Source organism: Mesorhizobium wenxiniae, assembly GCF_002284535.1.
Classification (GTDB): domain Bacteria; phylum Pseudomonadota; class Alphaproteobacteria; order Rhizobiales; family Rhizobiaceae; genus Mesorhizobium; species Mesorhizobium wenxiniae.
The window spans coordinates 243,425-260,000 of record NZ_NPKH01000001.1 but is presented as its reverse complement, the minus strand read 5'-3'; the positions used below and the strand labels follow the sequence as shown (position 1 = coordinate 260,000).

At 58.4% G+C, this 16,576-nt stretch carries 12 protein-coding genes and 2 pseudogenes; 3 read left to right on the top strand and 11 right to left on the bottom strand.

Going from position 1 to position 16,576, the window contains the following annotated elements; genetic code table 11:
• Positions 1 to 28 precede the first annotated feature (28 nt).
• The 4 genes from CIT31_RS01200 to CIT31_RS35980 form a co-directional block, all read right to left on the bottom strand.
• Entirely contained in the window at positions 29 to 1,063 is a 1,035-nt protein-coding gene (locus CIT31_RS01200) for an LLM class flavin-dependent oxidoreductase (RefSeq protein ID WP_095517131.1), read from the bottom strand.
• Between the two features lie 27 nt (positions 1,064 to 1,090).
• Positions 1,091 to 2,287, bottom strand: a complete 1,197-nt coding sequence (hisC, locus tag CIT31_RS01195) for a histidinol-phosphate transaminase (RefSeq protein WP_095517130.1) — start codon at positions 2,285 to 2,287, stop codon at positions 1,091 to 1,093.
• 571 nt (positions 2,288 to 2,858) lie between these two features.
• On the bottom strand, positions 2,859 to 3,164 hold the full coding sequence (locus CIT31_RS01190) for an asparagine synthase-related protein (RefSeq protein WP_165778306.1): 306 nt from the start codon (positions 3,162 to 3,164) through the stop codon (positions 2,859 to 2,861).
• Entirely contained in the window at positions 3,122 to 3,313 is a 192-nt protein-coding gene (locus tag CIT31_RS35980) for a hypothetical protein (protein WP_353682223.1), read from the bottom strand. The genes CIT31_RS01190 and CIT31_RS35980 overlap by 43 nt, the downstream gene beginning before the upstream one ends.
• A 1,326-nt stretch (positions 3,314 to 4,639) precedes the next feature.
• On the opposite strand from CIT31_RS35980, the gene CIT31_RS01175 reads away from it, so the two are divergent.
• Together CIT31_RS01175 and rpoN are read left to right on the top strand one after the other, a co-directional pair.
• Positions 4,640 to 5,173, top strand: coding sequence for a peroxiredoxin (locus CIT31_RS01175; protein WP_029356553.1), 534 nt, complete (start codon positions 4,640 to 4,642; stop codon positions 5,171 to 5,173).
• Between the two features lie 69 nt (positions 5,174 to 5,242).
• Positions 5,243 to 6,676: an RNA polymerase factor sigma-54 gene (gene rpoN / locus CIT31_RS01170; RefSeq protein WP_095517129.1), complete on the top strand. Its 1,434-nt coding sequence runs from the start codon at positions 5,243 to 5,245 to the stop codon at positions 6,674 to 6,676.
• Here the strand turns inward: rpoN and CIT31_RS01165 are convergent.
• The 6 genes and pseudogenes from CIT31_RS01165 to CIT31_RS01145 all read right to left on the bottom strand — a co-directional run bounded on the left by CIT31_RS01165 (position 6,673) and on the right by CIT31_RS01145 (position 12,280).
• Positions 6,673 to 7,299, bottom strand: coding sequence for a nitrogen fixation protein NifQ (locus CIT31_RS01165; protein ID WP_095517128.1), 627 nt, complete (start codon positions 7,297 to 7,299; stop codon positions 6,673 to 6,675). The two genes, rpoN and CIT31_RS01165, sit on opposite strands and share 4 nt — an antisense overlap.
• A complete protein-coding gene (locus CIT31_RS01160) occupies positions 7,286 to 8,338 on the bottom strand; it encodes an LLM class flavin-dependent oxidoreductase (protein ID WP_024505249.1) in 1,053 nt (350 codons plus the stop codon). Before CIT31_RS01160 ends, CIT31_RS01165 begins: the two co-directional genes overlap by 14 nt.
• A gap of 138 nt (positions 8,339 to 8,476) precedes the next feature.
• Positions 8,477 to 10,078 carry an SDR family oxidoreductase gene (locus CIT31_RS01155; RefSeq protein ID WP_095517127.1) on the bottom strand — a complete coding sequence of 534 codons (1,602 nt, stop codon included), beginning with the start codon at positions 10,076 to 10,078 and terminating at the stop codon, positions 8,477 to 8,479.
• Positions 10,079 to 10,223: 145 nt separating this feature from the next.
• Positions 10,224 to 10,811, bottom strand: coding sequence for a nuclear transport factor 2 family protein (locus tag CIT31_RS01150; RefSeq protein WP_245316073.1), 588 nt, complete (start codon positions 10,809 to 10,811; stop codon positions 10,224 to 10,226).
• Positions 10,812 to 10,949: 138 nt separating this feature from the next.
• Positions 10,950 to 11,072: pseudogene (locus CIT31_RS34810) on the bottom strand (ferredoxin); the annotation flags it as partial.
• 29 nt (positions 11,073 to 11,101) lie between these two features.
• Positions 11,102 to 12,280: a cytochrome P450 gene (locus CIT31_RS01145; protein WP_165778319.1), complete on the bottom strand. Its 1,179-nt coding sequence runs from the start codon at positions 12,278 to 12,280 to the stop codon at positions 11,102 to 11,104.
• A 1,491-nt stretch (positions 12,281 to 13,771) separates the two neighbouring features.
• On the opposite strand from CIT31_RS01145, the gene CIT31_RS01140 reads away from it, so the two are divergent.
• A complete protein-coding gene (locus CIT31_RS01140) occupies positions 13,772 to 15,004 on the top strand; it encodes an MFS transporter (RefSeq protein WP_095517124.1) in 1,233 nt (410 codons plus the stop codon).
• 264 nt (positions 15,005 to 15,268) lie between these two features.
• On the opposite strand, the pseudogene CIT31_RS01135 reads toward CIT31_RS01140, so the two are convergent.
• Positions 15,269 to 16,300: pseudogene (locus CIT31_RS01135) on the bottom strand (hemin-degrading factor); the annotation flags it as partial.
• Positions 16,301 to 16,576: the final 276 nt, after the last annotated feature.

Here is a 16,576-nt window from a genome sequence, read left to right as displayed (position 1 = left end):
CGCTGCTCCTCCAATCACGCAACGGATTTCACGATGCGCCAACTCGAGCCATGATTTCGGATCGAATGGTCGATGCGGTGTATAGGGACGCATCCAGCGGCAAATCCCCAAATGCCAGTTGACACAGAAGATAATTAGCACCTGCCTCTTCCAACTGATCAAGGAGAGCTTTTCGGACAGAAGCTGCCGTTCCCACGACGCACAATTCACTTTCAATTGCTGCATCGAAGTTCAGAGGCAAGTTTGGTGGAGTGGGAATGGCATTTAGTTCGTATAGAAATTTGAAGCTCTTGAGCCATCGTTCATAGGCAGGTGCTGCGAGCAAATACGCATCTGTTTCAGAACGCTCTATCACCACCATTCGGAGCAATCCAAGAAATGGCGCTTGGTGGCCAATGTCAGCATCGTGAATTCGGGCGGCGCGGAACGCGTCGGTAACGCTGCGAACAGAAGTGGAAGGTCCGACGCAGGCGATGTTTGCCCCATTCGCGGCGGCCCAGCTAGCCGGCTCGGGTCGATTGGTGGCGATCCATGTCGGCGGATGGGGATATTGGTGAGGTCTCAACGTCAGCGGAACGTCTTTCAACTCAAAGTGGCGGCCCTCATAAGAAAGCGTCCCGCCTTTCATCGCATTGATGAGAATCTCGCTGGCCTCCGCATACTGTTCTGGTGCTGCTTCTACAGCAACCCCGAAGTATCCCAATTCAGTCGGAGCAGAGCCGCGCCCTATGCCGAGTTCAAGCCTGCCGCCGCTCAACTGATCAAGCATGCAGATCTCCTCGAAGGCACGCAGCGGATGATAGAGCGCAAGTAGCATTACCATGGGACCAACACGAAGACTGCGGGTTCGCTGGGCGACGCTCGCTAAGAACAAATTCGGTGATGGACCTCTGCCATGCGGCGTACAGTGGTGCTCTGCGAGATGATACGCATAAAAGCCATAGCCATCGCACGCTTCTGCTAGGCTCAGCCGATCTGCATATTGTTGGGCGATGTCATCGCCGTTTTCGTCCAGATGATCGAAGATGCCGAAGGTCAGGCCCGAAGCGAAAATTTTCTTCAATTAATTATTCTCCAAATTACCTATGATTTATCCACCATTGGAAACATCATAACTCACAACACATCGACACTTATTGCTTGACACATTTCCAAAGCAATGTGAATTGACTTCATGCTTGTGCATACCGCGATTCCTCTTAAAGTTCATACAGACGTGTTTGGCGGCAGCAAGGAATTTGTCCATCTGCTCTGTGGTGCCAATGCTGACGCGAATGCAGTTCTTCAAATCTATGTCAGGAAAGCTGGCGATGAGGATCTTTTGCTCTTTCAACGCGGCTTGCCAGCATGAGCCCTCCTGTCCCGCCGGCACACGGGCCAGCAAAAAGTTTGCGTGGGAGGGTGTTACTGAAAAGCCAAGTTGCAACAGCGCCAGGGTCACTCGCTGTCGTTCATGCTTGATGTGCCTGTGGTTCTCTTCGTAGGCGTGGCGATGCGCAAGAATGCTTTTCCCGACCGCCTGCCCGATCACGTTCATGTTGAAGACATTCTGGATGTTGCGCAGCCTGCCAATGATTTCTGGGTGACCGAAACCGAAGCCGACTCGCACGCCAGCGGCAGCATAGCTCTTTGAAAAAGTCCTCAAGATCAAAAGATTCGGATGTCTATTGACGAGGCGCAGGGCATGGTCGGGTGCGAAGTCAACGTAGGCCTCATCCAAGACGATCAAGCGATCTGCTTGCTCCACAAGGCGTTCGATTTCGGCCACCGGCACGAATGTTCCGGTCGGATTGTTCGGATTAGCCAACAGAATGAACTTCGCGTCTTTTGCGGGGCCGGACAGCAGTTTTTCTATCGGCAGGGGATGAGCTTCGCTCGATGCGATTTCGAGAAACTCAGCACCCTGCAACATGGCAAGTTTACGGTTGAACGAAAATCCGGGCGACAGCATCGCCACTCTATCGCCTGGGGCGAGGAAAGCTCTGTAGATGAGTCCGAGCAGTTCCGACGAACCGTTGCCGGCAATCACCTGATCTTTGGAAAATCCGTAAGCGTCGGAGGCAGCTGCCCTTAAGCTGAGATTGTCGTCTTCCGGATAAAGATACTGGTGTTCGATCGCAGCAATTGCACTTTGCATTACGCTCTTCGGCAACGGAAACGGGTTCTCGTTCGTATTTAGCTTAACGCAATTTGCATCCGTCGCTGGTCCGTTGGACGAGAGAGCATCTAATTTGCTGGCCACCGGCGAAAAAAGCGAAAGCACGGTCTTCAGTTTTGCATCGCACATGTTCTTCTCCGTTTTTCAGTCCCGCAGGGCATGTGACATGAGGCAATCGTTGATCGTGACTTGATCGACGTTCGGCTATGTCAGCGCTGCCTTCCCACCTTGGTGGGGATCGCCGACCACGGTTGGATTTGACACCGGGAAGCTGTCGAGAACCTGATGACGACCCAACGTGTGGCCGACGGCCGATTCGGCGCAACAGACGGTGTTTCAACATCGCATCGTCGTCAAAGCCGCATGCAGGGCCAGCACGACAGCCCGCCTCCAGCGCCCGCAGAAATAGGTGGAAACCGAGGTCTTGCCGAACCTCAGTTGCTCTGCCACCTCGCCCACCGGACTGCCCTGTTTATGGGTCAGGCGCAGGGTATCTGACGCTCGTTCGTCTTGCTTGCTTCCGTCTTGGCATGGGCTCTCTCGGTTCGCTGATGAGAGAGCCAAATACCGGCTCATCTGAGCATGAGACGCGGGCCTGACGATATGGAGCGTCTCTGGTGGCGCGCGTAGCCAAGAGGGTTCGCCTCGCTGGCGGGGCATGCAAGACGGCGCACCTCCTTGGCCATCCTGTCCCATCGTCTCAGATCGTGAGGCGCACCTTATAGTCGGCGAGGAGATCTTGCAGGGTCAGGATACGCCCTAGCCCCTTAAGGTTGTTGGTCGCACCGAGCAAAGCGCGGGACCTGTCGACGGACAACAGCGGTGCCACTGCCGCACTAGGGTCGTCCAGCACCGCAGTGAACCGCGTACGTAGCATTTTGTCGTAGGCGGCATCCTGGATAGCCGGATACGGGCTCTTCACCCGCTGCACCACCGATTGCGGGATGATGTCGCGAGAAACATTCACGGATTTCGTGAAAAAAGTGTACCCGCCGAAGAGCCCCACCCGCGGGCGCGGTGCAGCGCCACCTCGGTGTCACTGCTCGTGTTCATGCGATGGCCTAGGCCGGCCAGCTGTTGACGCAGCTCGCGGTAGTTGTAAGTCTCACCCGTGTAGACGAGCACCAAGTCAGGTCGGCCATCCTCCTGGAGCATCATCGGGCTGACGGCCGCCATGGATATCGATGATTGCCAGGCGGTGGTGTCCCAGCGCCGCAGGCCCGCCGATCCAAGTCCCCTCGTCGTCCGGACCGCGGTTCGCCATGGTGGCCGTCATATCGGCAAGCTTCTTCGCGCGTCGGGACCTCCGAGGTCGCGATTGAAGTCGATCCATTCACAGATGCCGCACAGGTTTGGCTCCCTCCTGAGATAACTGTCGCCGCATTTGGGGCGAAGCAGATATTAGGCCAGTGGGAAACCATTCGAGGCAAAGTGACGGATCTAGCCCAGCTACGATCCGCATCCGACATTGTCGGACATCGGACAGCACCGCGATTCGCTGCATAGGAAGGCTGGAGTCGCGATTTCCCTAGGGGAATCAGCGCATGAAAGGAGAGCTGGGTCGTGTCGGCCGAAATGAGAAATTGCTCCCCTTATTGCCTCACCGAGGAATGTTACCCAGCGCGATAGACCGGCATGCCCTATCTCCCCCCGTTGCAGCTGAGGGAGATAGGGGCCAGCTCTTCATCCAACCGCCATGGAGGATGATCAGCCCAGCCATTTCCATGCGCCAGGCCTTCACAAGCCGTGCACCATTCAGGTTCTTTTCCTTGAAGCGCGACGATCCTTGTCAGACGTCGCAACACTTGCTGCCGAGAGCACGAGCTCTTCCTCGAGCATGCCTTGATCTGCGGCTCGAACGGCTCGCACATGCTGGGTCTCAACGACTTCGCAGAGGTTGATATTCTGCAGTGACTTTCGTCTCGCTGCTGCACGGCATTGACGCTGGGAGCCATGCTCGCGTGGCGCAATTGTGCTGAAGAACGGTGCCCACGGCAACGTTTCTTAAACCCGCCCCAGGTCCTGGCGTTTGGCTAATTTCCGACATTCGTGTCCGGCTTCGGACAAAGGCCGGGTTTGCCGAACGGAGTCCCACCCAATTTCCAGTGCTGCTTGAGCAATAATATCGACCGGCATTACTGCACAACACGAAAGTTGCTGCAAAAACCGAAGTGAACCCAAGGCATGGGGTCAATTGGCATGGCGCTTGCGACCCGGTCGCTAGAACGCAGTCAAAACCACGGTTGGAGACCATGCCTACCTCTCAAAGCTCGATAAAGCACGCGAGCAAACATTCCCCGTCCCCGCGGAAAACTGGAAGCTCGTCGCCGTTAAACGTCCCTGCTCGGGGGCGGTCTTGCACAAGACTGGTCCGAGGCAACCACGCCAGGGCGAAAGGCTGCCGGAACTGTCCACCGAAGTCGATGCCGCTTCAGTTTAACCGAAAAATGCACCGTACCACTTTGGCCTGGGAGCAAATCAATGACCGATAGAAAGAACGTTCCTCTCGTGACCTTTCGCACGCGTGTTCGCGATGAGTCGATCGGGGGGCCAAATCCTTATCGGTGGGAGAACAAGACCTCCGACGATTATTTCGGGGGCAAGCGCGTTATCCTGTTCTCGCTGCCTGGCGCCTTCACCCCGACCTGCTCGACCTTCCAACTGCCCGATTTCGAAAAACTCTATGATCAATTTCTGGAACTGCGAATTGACGCGATCTACTGCGTCTCAGTCAACGATGCTTTCGTCATGAATGCGTGGGGAAAGTCCTTGGGGCTGCAGAAGATCGAGCTGATCCCAGACGGGTCGGGCGAGTTCACGCGCAAGATGGGCATGCTGGTCGCGAAGGACAATCTGGGCTTTGGCATGCGCTCCTGGCGATACGCCGCTCTGATCGACGATGGCGTGGTGGAGCAGTGGTTCGAGGAGGAAGGCTTCTGTGACAACTGCGAGACGGACCCCTATGGCGTTTCATCCCCGCAAAACGTTCTCGACAAACTGAAGGCGGCGGCATGACCCAGAAGTGGCAAGTCTCACACAACCCCAGCACACACTAGAGCCTCCTCGGCAGATTACCGGTTCAACATGCATCTCTCAGCAAGCCTGCTTCAACGCCAGAAGCAACGTATGGTCTTATCGCCTCAAGCCATTGAAGCTATTCGCTTGCTGCGATTGACGCATACTGAACTCCATCAGCTCGTGGAGCAGGCACTCGAGAAGAACCCCGTTTTGAAGCCTGACCCGTTTGACGACGTTTCGCCGCTGCCAGGGGAGGATCAGCGGAGCAGTCAAAGCAGAAGCGAAATCGGCGAATCGCCCATTGGCGGGCCGTCTGGCGGGCGAGGGCAATGGAAGTCGCAACGCAGTAGCGGCAACGATCGACCTGCCGTCGAGGAGTTTACCGCCCACACCGAAACATTGCACGACCATGTCGCCCGCCAGGTCGCCCTCACCCCGTTCACCCCCCAGGAGCGGCTGATTGCCGGACAGCTCGCCGCCCATCTGGAGGACACTGGCTATCTTCAGGTAAACCTTTTCGATCTGGCCGGGAGGTTAAACGTTCGGCAAGCTGATGTGGAACGGGTCATCGGAATCTTGCAGCAATTTGATCCGCCGGGGATTTTTGCGCGAACTCTCAGCGAATGCCTGGAGATTCAGCTGCGCCAGCAAGACCGGTTCGACCCGGCTATGGCAGCTTTGGTCGCCAATCTCGAGATGCTTGCACGGGGGGATTTTCAGGGATTGAAGCAGCGTTGCGGAGTCGACGAGGAGGATCTCCTCGACATGAGGAACGAAATCCGCGCGCTCGATCCCAAGCCTGGAGACCGGTTCCAGTCCGGGACGCCGGAAACCATCGTACCGGACGTCTGGGTAATGCCCTCGTCCGAAGGTGGATGGCGGGTGGAGCTTGATCCGGCCACGCTGCCCAAAGTGTTGATTAACCATACCTATGTCGCCGAAATCTCGCAGCTGACCAATCAAAATCCGGAAGGCAAAGCGTTTCTCGACCATTGCCAGGAAAAAGGGAACTGGCTGATCAGCAGTCTCAAGCAGCGCGCTAAGACGATCCTTAAGGTTGCGACCGAAATCGTGCGCCAGCAGGATGCCTTTTTTACACACGGCGCCGCCCATCTGCGGCCTCTCTGTCTCAAAAATGTCGCTGACGAGATCGGCATGCACGAGTCGACGGTAAGCCGGGTGACTTCGAACAGGTACATGTTGACTCCGCGCGGGGTGTTCGAGCTGAAGTATTTTTTCGCTGCGCCAATCGCATCCTGCGAGGGCGGCGACGCGCACTCCGCCAAAGCTGTCCGCCATCGGATCAAGGCAATCATAGCCGAAGAATCGCTCGACAAGGTACATTCCGACGAAGACATCGTTGCTCAACTCAAGGAGACCGGCATCGATGTCGCTCGCCGTACCGTCACCAAATATCGCGAGGCGATGAACATCCCTTCCTCCATACGACGGCGCCGCGAAAAGCGTTTGTCCGCAGCTGCGATCAAGCGAAGTGACTAACCGACATTCGTGGTCGGCGAGAGGCGACTCTCAACTTCCTCCGGGCCGAAGCAGCTTTCGAAGTCATGGCATTCCCCGCAACTGGGTGCTGTGCATGACGAAAAGCCTTCGGCCTCACACAGCTTGCGGTAAAAGTACTTTTTCCATTTCATGTTTTCTGTGTTGCCTGCCGCCAGCGCGGGAAAATGTCTGGCAAGCAGGCGGCTGAGCTCAGCGCGATTTGAGAGGCCAAGATCCCGCCAAAGATGGTCCGTGCGCATCGCACGCCGGGCGATGATCTTGGCCAAGCGGGCGCTCGCCGGGTCGGCCGGCGCAGCATGCGCTAGCAGCAGCCGGCGTAGCAGCTCCTCTTCCAGTTCCGGCTCGGGCTCGCTCAACTCCTCCAAAGCGAATACGCTGCTGGAGGTAGACGGGAAAGTTGCGGCCAAGACATCACGCAATTCGACAGACGAAAGGCCTGTCCCCTCCGTCGCCAACACCTCGCCCGCCTGGACCTCCTCAAGCGAACGTGAATGTACGCAGGGCAGCACATGCTGATCGAAGCTCCTCCCTAGCTCGGACCCACGCCATTGCGCGCTGGATAGGCAGCCATCATCGTAACGGCCGGCTTCAGCTTCCGGCATGACAAAGCGCCTTGTTGACCGCAGGGATGATCTTGTCGCCCCAGAGCTCGATCTGGCGCAGCATCGTCTTTTGGTCGAAGTCGCCCAATTGAGTCTGAACTGCGATCTGGTCCGGTTTCAAGATATCGATCTCTTCCAGCAGGCGATCAATCACGCGATTTACGCTGCCAATCGGCAAATTTTTGCGCATGGTCTCGAAGGACAGATCCTGCTGGGTCGGTGTCTCCTGCAGCAGGTAGCCATCGTGGCTCTGTTGGCGGCGCTGATGCAGGGCTTCAGAAAGCCGGCGCTGGAAGCGGGCATTGTCGAGATAGCTGTTGATCTCCAACTCGTCGTGGCTGGCATAGCAGCAGCGCAGCAGCGATATCTTGACGTCGGTGACGTTCTTTTCCTCGGATGCCGCCGCCCTCTCGACTGATTCACGCAGTGTGGTCAAAGTCTCTAAGCCGTCGTGGAAGGCTGTGACAAAAAAATTGTGCCCCTCGCGGTAGGCCCGAGCCATCCGTGCGGCTCCGCCAGCGATCCAGATAGGCGGCGTCGGCTGCTGGACTGTGCGGACCGAAATCGCTGTTGGGGGGATCTTCTCATACTGGCCGTCGTGTTCGAAGACGTTTTGGTTGAGGCCCTTGAGAATGATGTCCAGGTATTCCGAAAAGACGGCCGGCGCCTCATCGATGTCCACGCCGAACCGTTCGAACTCGAACTGCTGGTATCCCAAGCCTACGCCGAGCTCGAGACGGCCGTTCGCAACGATGTCGGCGAAGCCGATCTCGGACAGCAGGCGCTGCGGTTGGTAAAGCGGCAGCACGCAGACGGCAGTGCCCAGGCGAATCGTGCTTGTCAAGCCGGCGCAGTGCGCCACCATCATCAGCGGGGATGGTATGAGGCTGTAATTGTTGAAGTGGTGCTCAGCAAACCACGCGGTGTTGAACCCAGCCTGCTCCGAAGCGACGGCCTGTTCGATGGAGTTGCGGATGACGCTTTCTGAGGATTGGTGATAGCCACGCTGGGCGGCCAGAATGAAAGTGGCAAATTCCATGATTTCTCCTCGTTATAGACACGTCAGCCGACCGGGAATGTGCTCGGCATGCACATGCTTGGATCTCAAGCACCTCAGGTGCGTCGTGGAGCCGAGGCTTCATAATGCTCGGCCGGTCGCCCTGCGAAGGCCTGGCAATTAACCTGCGGCCTCCGCAAAACATTCGTCATAGAGTTCGCTGGCGTTTCCCGCATCACCGAACGAGGTCCAGCCGCCGTCCACGTAGAGGATCGAGCCGTTGATGTATGAGGCGTCAGACGAAGCAAGGAAGAACGATGCATCTGCGACGTCTTCTGGCCGTCCCATCCTGCCCATGGGGATGCGTCGTCCGATTGCTGCCAGGTCGATGCGGCCGGCTTTGGCCAACTGAGCAAGTGCGGGCGTGCGGATGTGGCCAGGAGCGACGGTGGCTGTCCGAATTCCGACCGGCCCGAGTTCGGCCGCCATGCAACGGGTCAGCATATCCATCCCCGCCCTGGAGGCGCCGTAGGCATGGCGCGGCGCGAACGGCAGAAAGCTGTCGATCGACCCGAGATTGAGGATCACGCCGCCCGGGCGCATAGCCTTGATCGCTTCGCGCGCGCAGGTGAAGGCGCCGGTAAGGTTGACATCCAGGACGTGTTCGAGCTGTTTCGACAGTTGCTCGATCGCAGGCACAATCCTGTCGGCGGTATCAGCACTATTGACCAGAACATCGATATACCCGAAGCGTGCCCTCAGTTCTTCGAACATCGAAACCACATCGCTCTCGACGGCCACGTCCAGCGATTTCGCCAGATGCTTGCCGGGGAGCGATGTAGCCAGCTCTGCCGCTGCAGTGCCATCTTTATCAGCAATCACGACGGTGTCGCCGTTCGCGGCAAAGCGGCGAGCGACGGCCGCGCCAATGCTTTTTGCGCCACCGGTGATGAGCACGATTCTCGCATCTGTGCATTCGGCCGGACAGGAGAGCTCGGCTTGGAGCGCACCATCCACCGGCGGGTGAGCATCCCCCGGCTGGTTGAATGTCATCCAGCCTCCGTCGACTGCCAGCACCGAGCCGGTGATGTAGCGCGCCTGCGTGCTGCTCAGAAAACGCACGACCCTGGCGATCTCGTCGGGGCGAGCCAAGCGCCCCATCGGCACGCGGCGGCGTATCGCCGCGAGGTCCATTTTGCCAGCGCGTGCCAGTTCTGTGACCATTGGGGTGCGGACGGAGCCCGGCGCCACCGCCGTGACGCGGATTCCTCGCATAGCCCACTCGCATGCAAGGGACTTTGTCAACGAGATCACGCCAGCTTTCGAGGCTGCGTAGGCGTTGCGCCTGGGATTGCCGACCACGCCCGCCATCGAAGCCACATTGACGATCGCACCGCCCGGCCTCATGCGCCGCGCCGCTTCCCGGGCCATAACGAATGGCCCAATAAGGTTCACTGTCACGCCGCGTCGGAAGGTATCGACAGCGGTGTCGATGATCCGATCCATCGTGGGTCCAACCGCCGCATTGTTGATGAGGACATCGATTTGCGCGAACCGTGCTTCGACCTGGCCGAAAAGTGAGAGCATGTCCTTCTCTCGCGACACATCGCACTCCAGACCGACGTGCGGCGACCCGAGATCCCGAGCCAGTTCAACCACACCACTGCCCGGAAGGTCCACCGCAACTACAGTGTCTCCGTCCGCGGCAAGGATATCGACCAGGGCACGGCCGATCCCGCCCGCAGCGCCTGTGATGATTACGGTGCGTGCTGCCAGTTTCACGAGAGCTTCTCCACGATGACCGCTTGTGATCTCAGCATCAACCTTGGGCGGAATGAAGGGTCGAGCCAAATCGTTGCAGTGACCGCCAGTTGCGCCCCACACAGATGTCGTTCCCGTAAGGCGCTCATCCTCCATTTCTACCCACTTATGCAGCTCCCAGTTGGGGACCCTCGACGCCATCTTGGTCGGTGGGGATGTGACCCTTGAGCAACTGGTAGATGGGATCGTCTGGATGTGGTGCTCCAATCGGCTGTCGCCGGCCGAACCTATCTGCCTCAAGAATCGCTGGCGGGATTTGCTCCTCAATCCAATCGTAGACGACTGTCCGTTCCGCAATTCGCCACTCGTCCTGCCTCTTCTGAAACAGATCGCAGTAACGGCCGCAAAGCAGCGTCTGACGTATTTCTTGGTCTGTATCCGGTCCGCGTTGCAGCGCGGTGAAATAGCTCTCGACCGCGGCCTCTGCTGAACTGATGAAGTCGATCAGGCTGTTCGTGATTTGATGGATGTTACGGTGCCCCGGCAGACCGAGAGCAAATTGGATGAAGTCCTCTGCCGGTCCGCAATAGGGACCGTGCCTGTCATACGCTTCGGGCCAGTATGCGCTACGCAGCGCCGCCTCATCGGCGCGGTCTATCCCACGGCAGTACCGATACAGGCAGTTGCGGATCGCCTCTCGGTCACGCAATTCGGTAATTTTCGCGTGGTCGACAGGGTCTGTCGCGAATTGTATGATTGTTTTGTCCTTCTCGATGCCAGTCTGCACTTTGCGTGTGTCTCTCTCTACAATTGAGTTAGCGGGGGGCTCGTCAACTTCCAGAGCTTGTTCGGGGCAGGCTCGTACCCCTTGTGAGGCAAGCAGTTGCTCCCCATCGGCAACATCAATATCACCGGGCAAGATGTAGCCGGCGTCATCAAGCTTGAAGACTCTCGGCGCCCGCGCCCAGCAGCGCGCATGACCCTGGCATCTGGCTTTGTGTACGACGACACGCATAGCGAACTCCAATGTCGTTGGCTGAAACTTCAGGACCAGTCCAGGATCAGATTCTCGATCCCGAACACATGGCCGCCGAAGGTGATAGGTTCAGTCCCTGTCTTGATCCGAAAGGCTGGGATGCGCGCCAGCCACTCCTCCAGGCCAATGACAATCTCCCGCCGGGCAAGGTGTGAGCCAAGACAACGATGGGGACCATAGCCAAAGGCAGCGTGCCGGTTGTCCTCGCGCGCCAGATCGATCTCATTCGGGCATTCGAATTCCGCCGGGTCACGATTGGCAATCATCGTGGCACAGGAAACATAGTCTCCCTTGCGGATCGGCGCGCCTTTGAAGTCGACATCCTTCGTTGCCACTCGGATCATCTGAATGGTCGAATAGGCGCGCAGCAATTCTTCCGCAGCGACGGCAATCCGGTCCGGTTCGCTTCGTAGCAATTCCTGATCTTTGGGGTTGCGCGCGAGATGGGCCAAGTCGAAGCATATGGCTGCTGAGACCGTGTCGAGCCCCGCGACGAACACAAGCACGCCGATGCCACGGACTTCTTCGTCACTGAGCAGACGACCCTCGACCTTTGCCTTCACGATGAAGGTCATGAAATCATCGACCGGCTCCTTGCGGCGCTCGGTGGCAAGTTCGTCGATGAAGGCCACGATCGCCCGGGCTGCGGGTGGTCGTTGCTCCTTATCGCCGTGGAGCAGATCTCTAGCCCAGCCGACAAATGTTTCTAGTCCGTCGTCCGAAAGCCCAATAAAGCGAAGGAAGATATTGACCGCGAACGGAACTGCAAAATCCTTCATGATGTCGCAGCTCGTGCCTGATGCGGCGATCCTGTCGATCAGCTTGATCGCTCGTTCCCGGACAGCCGGCTCCAATGCCATTACCCGCTTTGGCGAAAGCAGCGGATTGAGCAGTGAGCGAAAAACACCGTGGAATGGCGGATCGAGCTCAAGCGGGATCATCGGCCAGCTCTCGCCGAGCACAGAGGCGAAGATGCTGCGATGGCTGGAAAACGTTTCGGTGTCCTGCAGCACCCGGCGCTGGTCGCTCGCGCGAGTGATGACCCAGGTACCCCGACCGTCGCGCGTGTTGCTGGTTGAATAAAAGATCGGAGGCCCGGCATGAACGCAAGCAACCGCTGCATGTGGATCCCCGTTAGCCGTCGGTAACATGCCGGGCGACGTAAACAGGCTGAAGTCCCTCACCATTTCGGGCGGGACATGATCTGGAACCGGCCGCGATTTAACCGCGCCAGAATCGAGAGACCGTTCATGAGATGCTGTCGGCATTTGCATGCAATCGTTGGTGCAAAGTCCGTGCCGAATTGGTCTTTCGATAATCCTTGCCGTTTGCTGGGCAACAGGTGGCGCCTGCGCTGACTTACTGGTCGGGATTGCAACATTCTTGTCCAGCGTCGGACACAGAATGTAGAAAGCTAGACACCGGCTTGGAGCAACTCAACTGGTGGGATCGCTAGCCGATCATGTGCCCGGGGAGCATCCAGTTCGAACGGTTGCGCTAAGCGGCTTGGTGACTTGGCCGAGGTCACCCAGGTGGAAATGACCAACACTTGTTCGTGAGCCTAGTGGCGCTCCCCTCGATGATGTCTGGCGGGGTGGTTAGCCGCCTCCGTGGGACAAGGTCAGTCTACACGAATGGGCTATAGCCTCTCCTCGCCTGCCTCATTGGCCGTCCTTCAGAGCCGGCCACACGAGCTTTCGTCTTTCAGCAGAGGCGTTTTTCTCGCCAGCTACAGAGCCACACCGACGCCGTTAATGAGCGTCCAGTCGAGGGGTTGGATGGCCCTGTCCATCTTGCCCAGCACCTTGGCTTCGCATTTGCCGAAGCGGCGGAAGCCTTCAAGACGCAGTTCTTGACCTTCTCCAGATCAGCCTCGGACGGATATCGGCAAGGGTTCAGCTCGTCCTTTTGAACTTGCGCATCTTCGTGTTGGCGAACCCCAGGCCGCCCGACATATTTGCGGTCTATCCGGCACCTCAACTTCGAACAACCTTGCGGCAAGCTCTTGGGATAGCCCACGCTCGTGCCTCCACCACCCGCTCAGCAGAGCCAGATTTGTCGTTGATGGCACGGAACTTGCGCAGTCATTCGCAGATGCGTCACGGACCGAGAGTGTCGTCCCATGAATTCGATCACCAAAAAGGCCGCCCGACGTTGCTGGGACCGCCTGCAATTACCTTATCCCAGAATTGGGAGCAACGGCTTCAAAAGGGATAACTCATCACCTCAATTTTTGTCGATCGCGCGGCCATCGAACCGCAGCCATCGATCAGACTTCCGCCTCGTTGCACTCATTGCGACCGCCTTGGTGCTTGCGACAACCGCTCAATTCTGGCTGCCAGGATAACCGCATATGGCGACGGAACTTCCTGCTTCAAAGCAATATAGAGATCGTCGATCATCCCCCCATCAAGGCCTCGATCGAGGACACCGCGTTCGGCTTGCTTGGTTCGCAGTGAACAGGCCGCACTTCGACGGATGCGATCGATGCGAACGCGCCGAGAACTCTCCCGCATTGTCGACGGTTGTGTCCGTCGGCCCTCCGATGAGGCCTCGGATGCGTCGGGCGCCGAGGCCTCGACTGATGCCGACTGGCCGCCGCCGGAAGGTCTAGCGGCTTTGATCCCCGGCGATGTAGCCACCCCTGCTGCAACAGCTCCTAGCTGGAGAACTCATTCATGACCGAATCGGCGACAGATTTAGTGGACGCGGCTTTGTTCGACCGAGATCGGCTTGACCCAGAAAGTCCCTATCAACGTTCTGGCCCTGCATGGGGTGCCATCATTTCGCTTTCCTTCGGCACCTTCGGGCTTGTGACGGCAGAGTTTCTGCCCGCCAGCGTTCTGACACCGCTCGCGCATGATCTCCGTATCACCACGGGCACGGCTGGACAGGCGCTAACAGCGACCGCAATCGTCGCGGCGATCTCGGCACCGATAATCGCCATCGTGACAAAGCGTCTGGACCGCAGGGTCGTCATCTGGGCGATGACGCTCCTGCTGATCCTGTCGAACGTTCTGGCGGAGGTTGCGGGGTCGCTGCCGGTTTTGCTGGCGGCACGCGTCGTCCTTGGCATATCGCTCGGTGGTTTTTGGTCAATTTCGGCAGCGTTGGCAATGCGGCTGGTTCCAAGTCACCTCATGCCGCGCGCCATGTCGATCATCCTCACCGGCGTTTCTGTCGCCTCCGTCTGCGCGGCTCCAATCGGCGCTTATGTCGGTGACATTTGGGGATGGCGAGCCTCGTTCAAGGTCGCCGCAATCGTGAGTGCCGTTGCGCTGCTCGTGCAACTCGTAACCATTCCGCCACTGCCTCCGATCGAAGTGCGCAGATTCCGCAGTCCGCTGGATGTCGCGAAGAATCCGACGATGAAGGTTGCGGTGCTAGTCGTGCTATTGGTCGCTTCCGCCCATTTTGCCAGCTTCGCCTACATCCGCGCCTTTCTCGAGAGCGTTCCTCCGCTCGACAAGAAGTCGATCCCGCTCGTGTTCCTTGCTTCTGGCACGGCCGGCGTCTTCGGCAATTTAGCGGGCGCATTCCTCACCAAACACAGTCTCAAGGCAGTCGCGGCCCTGCCGCCCCTGCTCATTGCCGTAGCCGCTGTCTCGCTCCTGACTATGGGAGCATCGGCCTTGACCTCGGCAATTGCAGTTGCCGTATGGGGCTTTGCTTTTGGCGCGGTCCCGGTCGGATTGCAGACATGGATGGTGCTACGCGCCGCTCCGAAACAGGCCGAGAGCGCTGGTGTACTGATGGTCATAACCTTCCAAGTGGCCATCGCAGCCGGCACAACTTTCGGTGGCCTATTGGTGGATCACACGGGCATTGCCAGTGTCTTTGTCTACAGCGCGGTTGCCACGTTCCTCGCTGTCTTGACAGTATTTTTGCTCGGCCCGAACCGCAAAACCTGACCGCCTGGTGGGGAGTGACGACGGTCGGCGGCGTTAACGCTATTGTCACCTCTGAGCTCGGCCCGAAGGCCGCGGCTTCGTCGTAACCATGCGGTCGATGGGGCAGCGCCAAATTGCTTCCTGCTCATCGCGTTACGATAATACAGCGCGCTTATTGCGTCATCGTGTTCCCGATCTCGGCTTCAATGCCCGGCTACTGGCTGCGGAGGCAGATGGGCGCCGGCGTCCCACCGACAACGATCGGTCTTTTCTCATGTAGCTGTCGGGGAAACGAGGCAGGTTTTCCGCCAGAACCCGCCAGTCGTCACGCTCGCGTTCGCCTTCCTTGCGCGCACCGAACAACTGGATGATGATCTTGCCGTCGGACCCATATGCTTCGAGCGAGGTGACGTGACTGTCATTGGTCGGCTTGCGCACGGCCCAAACCTCACGGATTTGGTGGGTCCTGAGATGCAGCCGGAACGTTTCGTCCAGCACATAGATGCACGGCCCGATCTGCTTGACCGACTCGATTAAGCCGGAATGGGTCTGGATAGAACCTCGGTTGCCGACGAAGCACATGATCGGCAATTCGTCTTCGGCCGCACGCTGGAGCACGGCGCCAACTGCAGCATTGTCGAGCAGCCAAGCGTAATCCTGGCCGACCATGCGCAAAGCCTGGCAGCGGCTGAGCTTGAGCGTCTTTAGAAGGTTGACGTCAGTCAGCCGGCTCCAGTGCTCGCGTAGGTCGTCCACCGTGCCGGCCCAGTCCGCAGTCCTCGCGCCCAGGTCGGCTACTCTCGCCTTAAGCGACATGGTCGGCTCTTGGTTGGCGGATACGAGCTCGGCCACCAGCTTTCGATAGGCATGAAGGTTGGAGCCCGGCCTGAGATGCACCTTATGCACTGCTGCGCCGGTGGCGTCGAAGAATTGCAAACTGCGCTGGATTCCGCCGCGATGGCGCCTTTCAACAGCGAAACCATACCTCCAAGCCTGCGGGAAGACGCGAAGGTCGAATTCGTCACCAAGGACCATGGCGTGATTGTTGCCGGTTATCACTCTGTTGAAGACGCCAATCTTTTCGTGCACGGCACCTTGATTGCGGGTCAGCGCCGTCACTTCGCCCACGAATTCGAGGCCCGTCAGAAGGTGATTGACGCGCGGGTCGATGCGTGCCGCGCCGAAACCGCAATGGGCCGCGACCAGTTCCGCTTCCGAAATGGCCAATTGGGCGGCGAAATCACGCGCGGGAATGTTCGGACAGACTTCCCACGCACGCCGGATTTCGTTGGGCGACCGCTTCTTGCGCTGATCCATGTTTTTACCCCCGCCCCGTTCTTCTTTTGACGATCGATCGAAAAACGGGCCTCAGGGGTGTGCACGGCGGACGCGATCGATCGTCAGGCACATGCCAGTCGAATCCTGTCTCCGGGCGGTCAGCGGCCAATCGCCGGTAGAGAGCGATTGTTGGGTGGTCGGCGCCAATCGGCCGATCGAGCATTCGGGTACCACCGGCGGTGCTGCCTTCCCACTCAAGGCGGGTCTGATGGAGGAGCGACATATTGCTTTCCTTCGTTCTTCGATTGCGAGGGC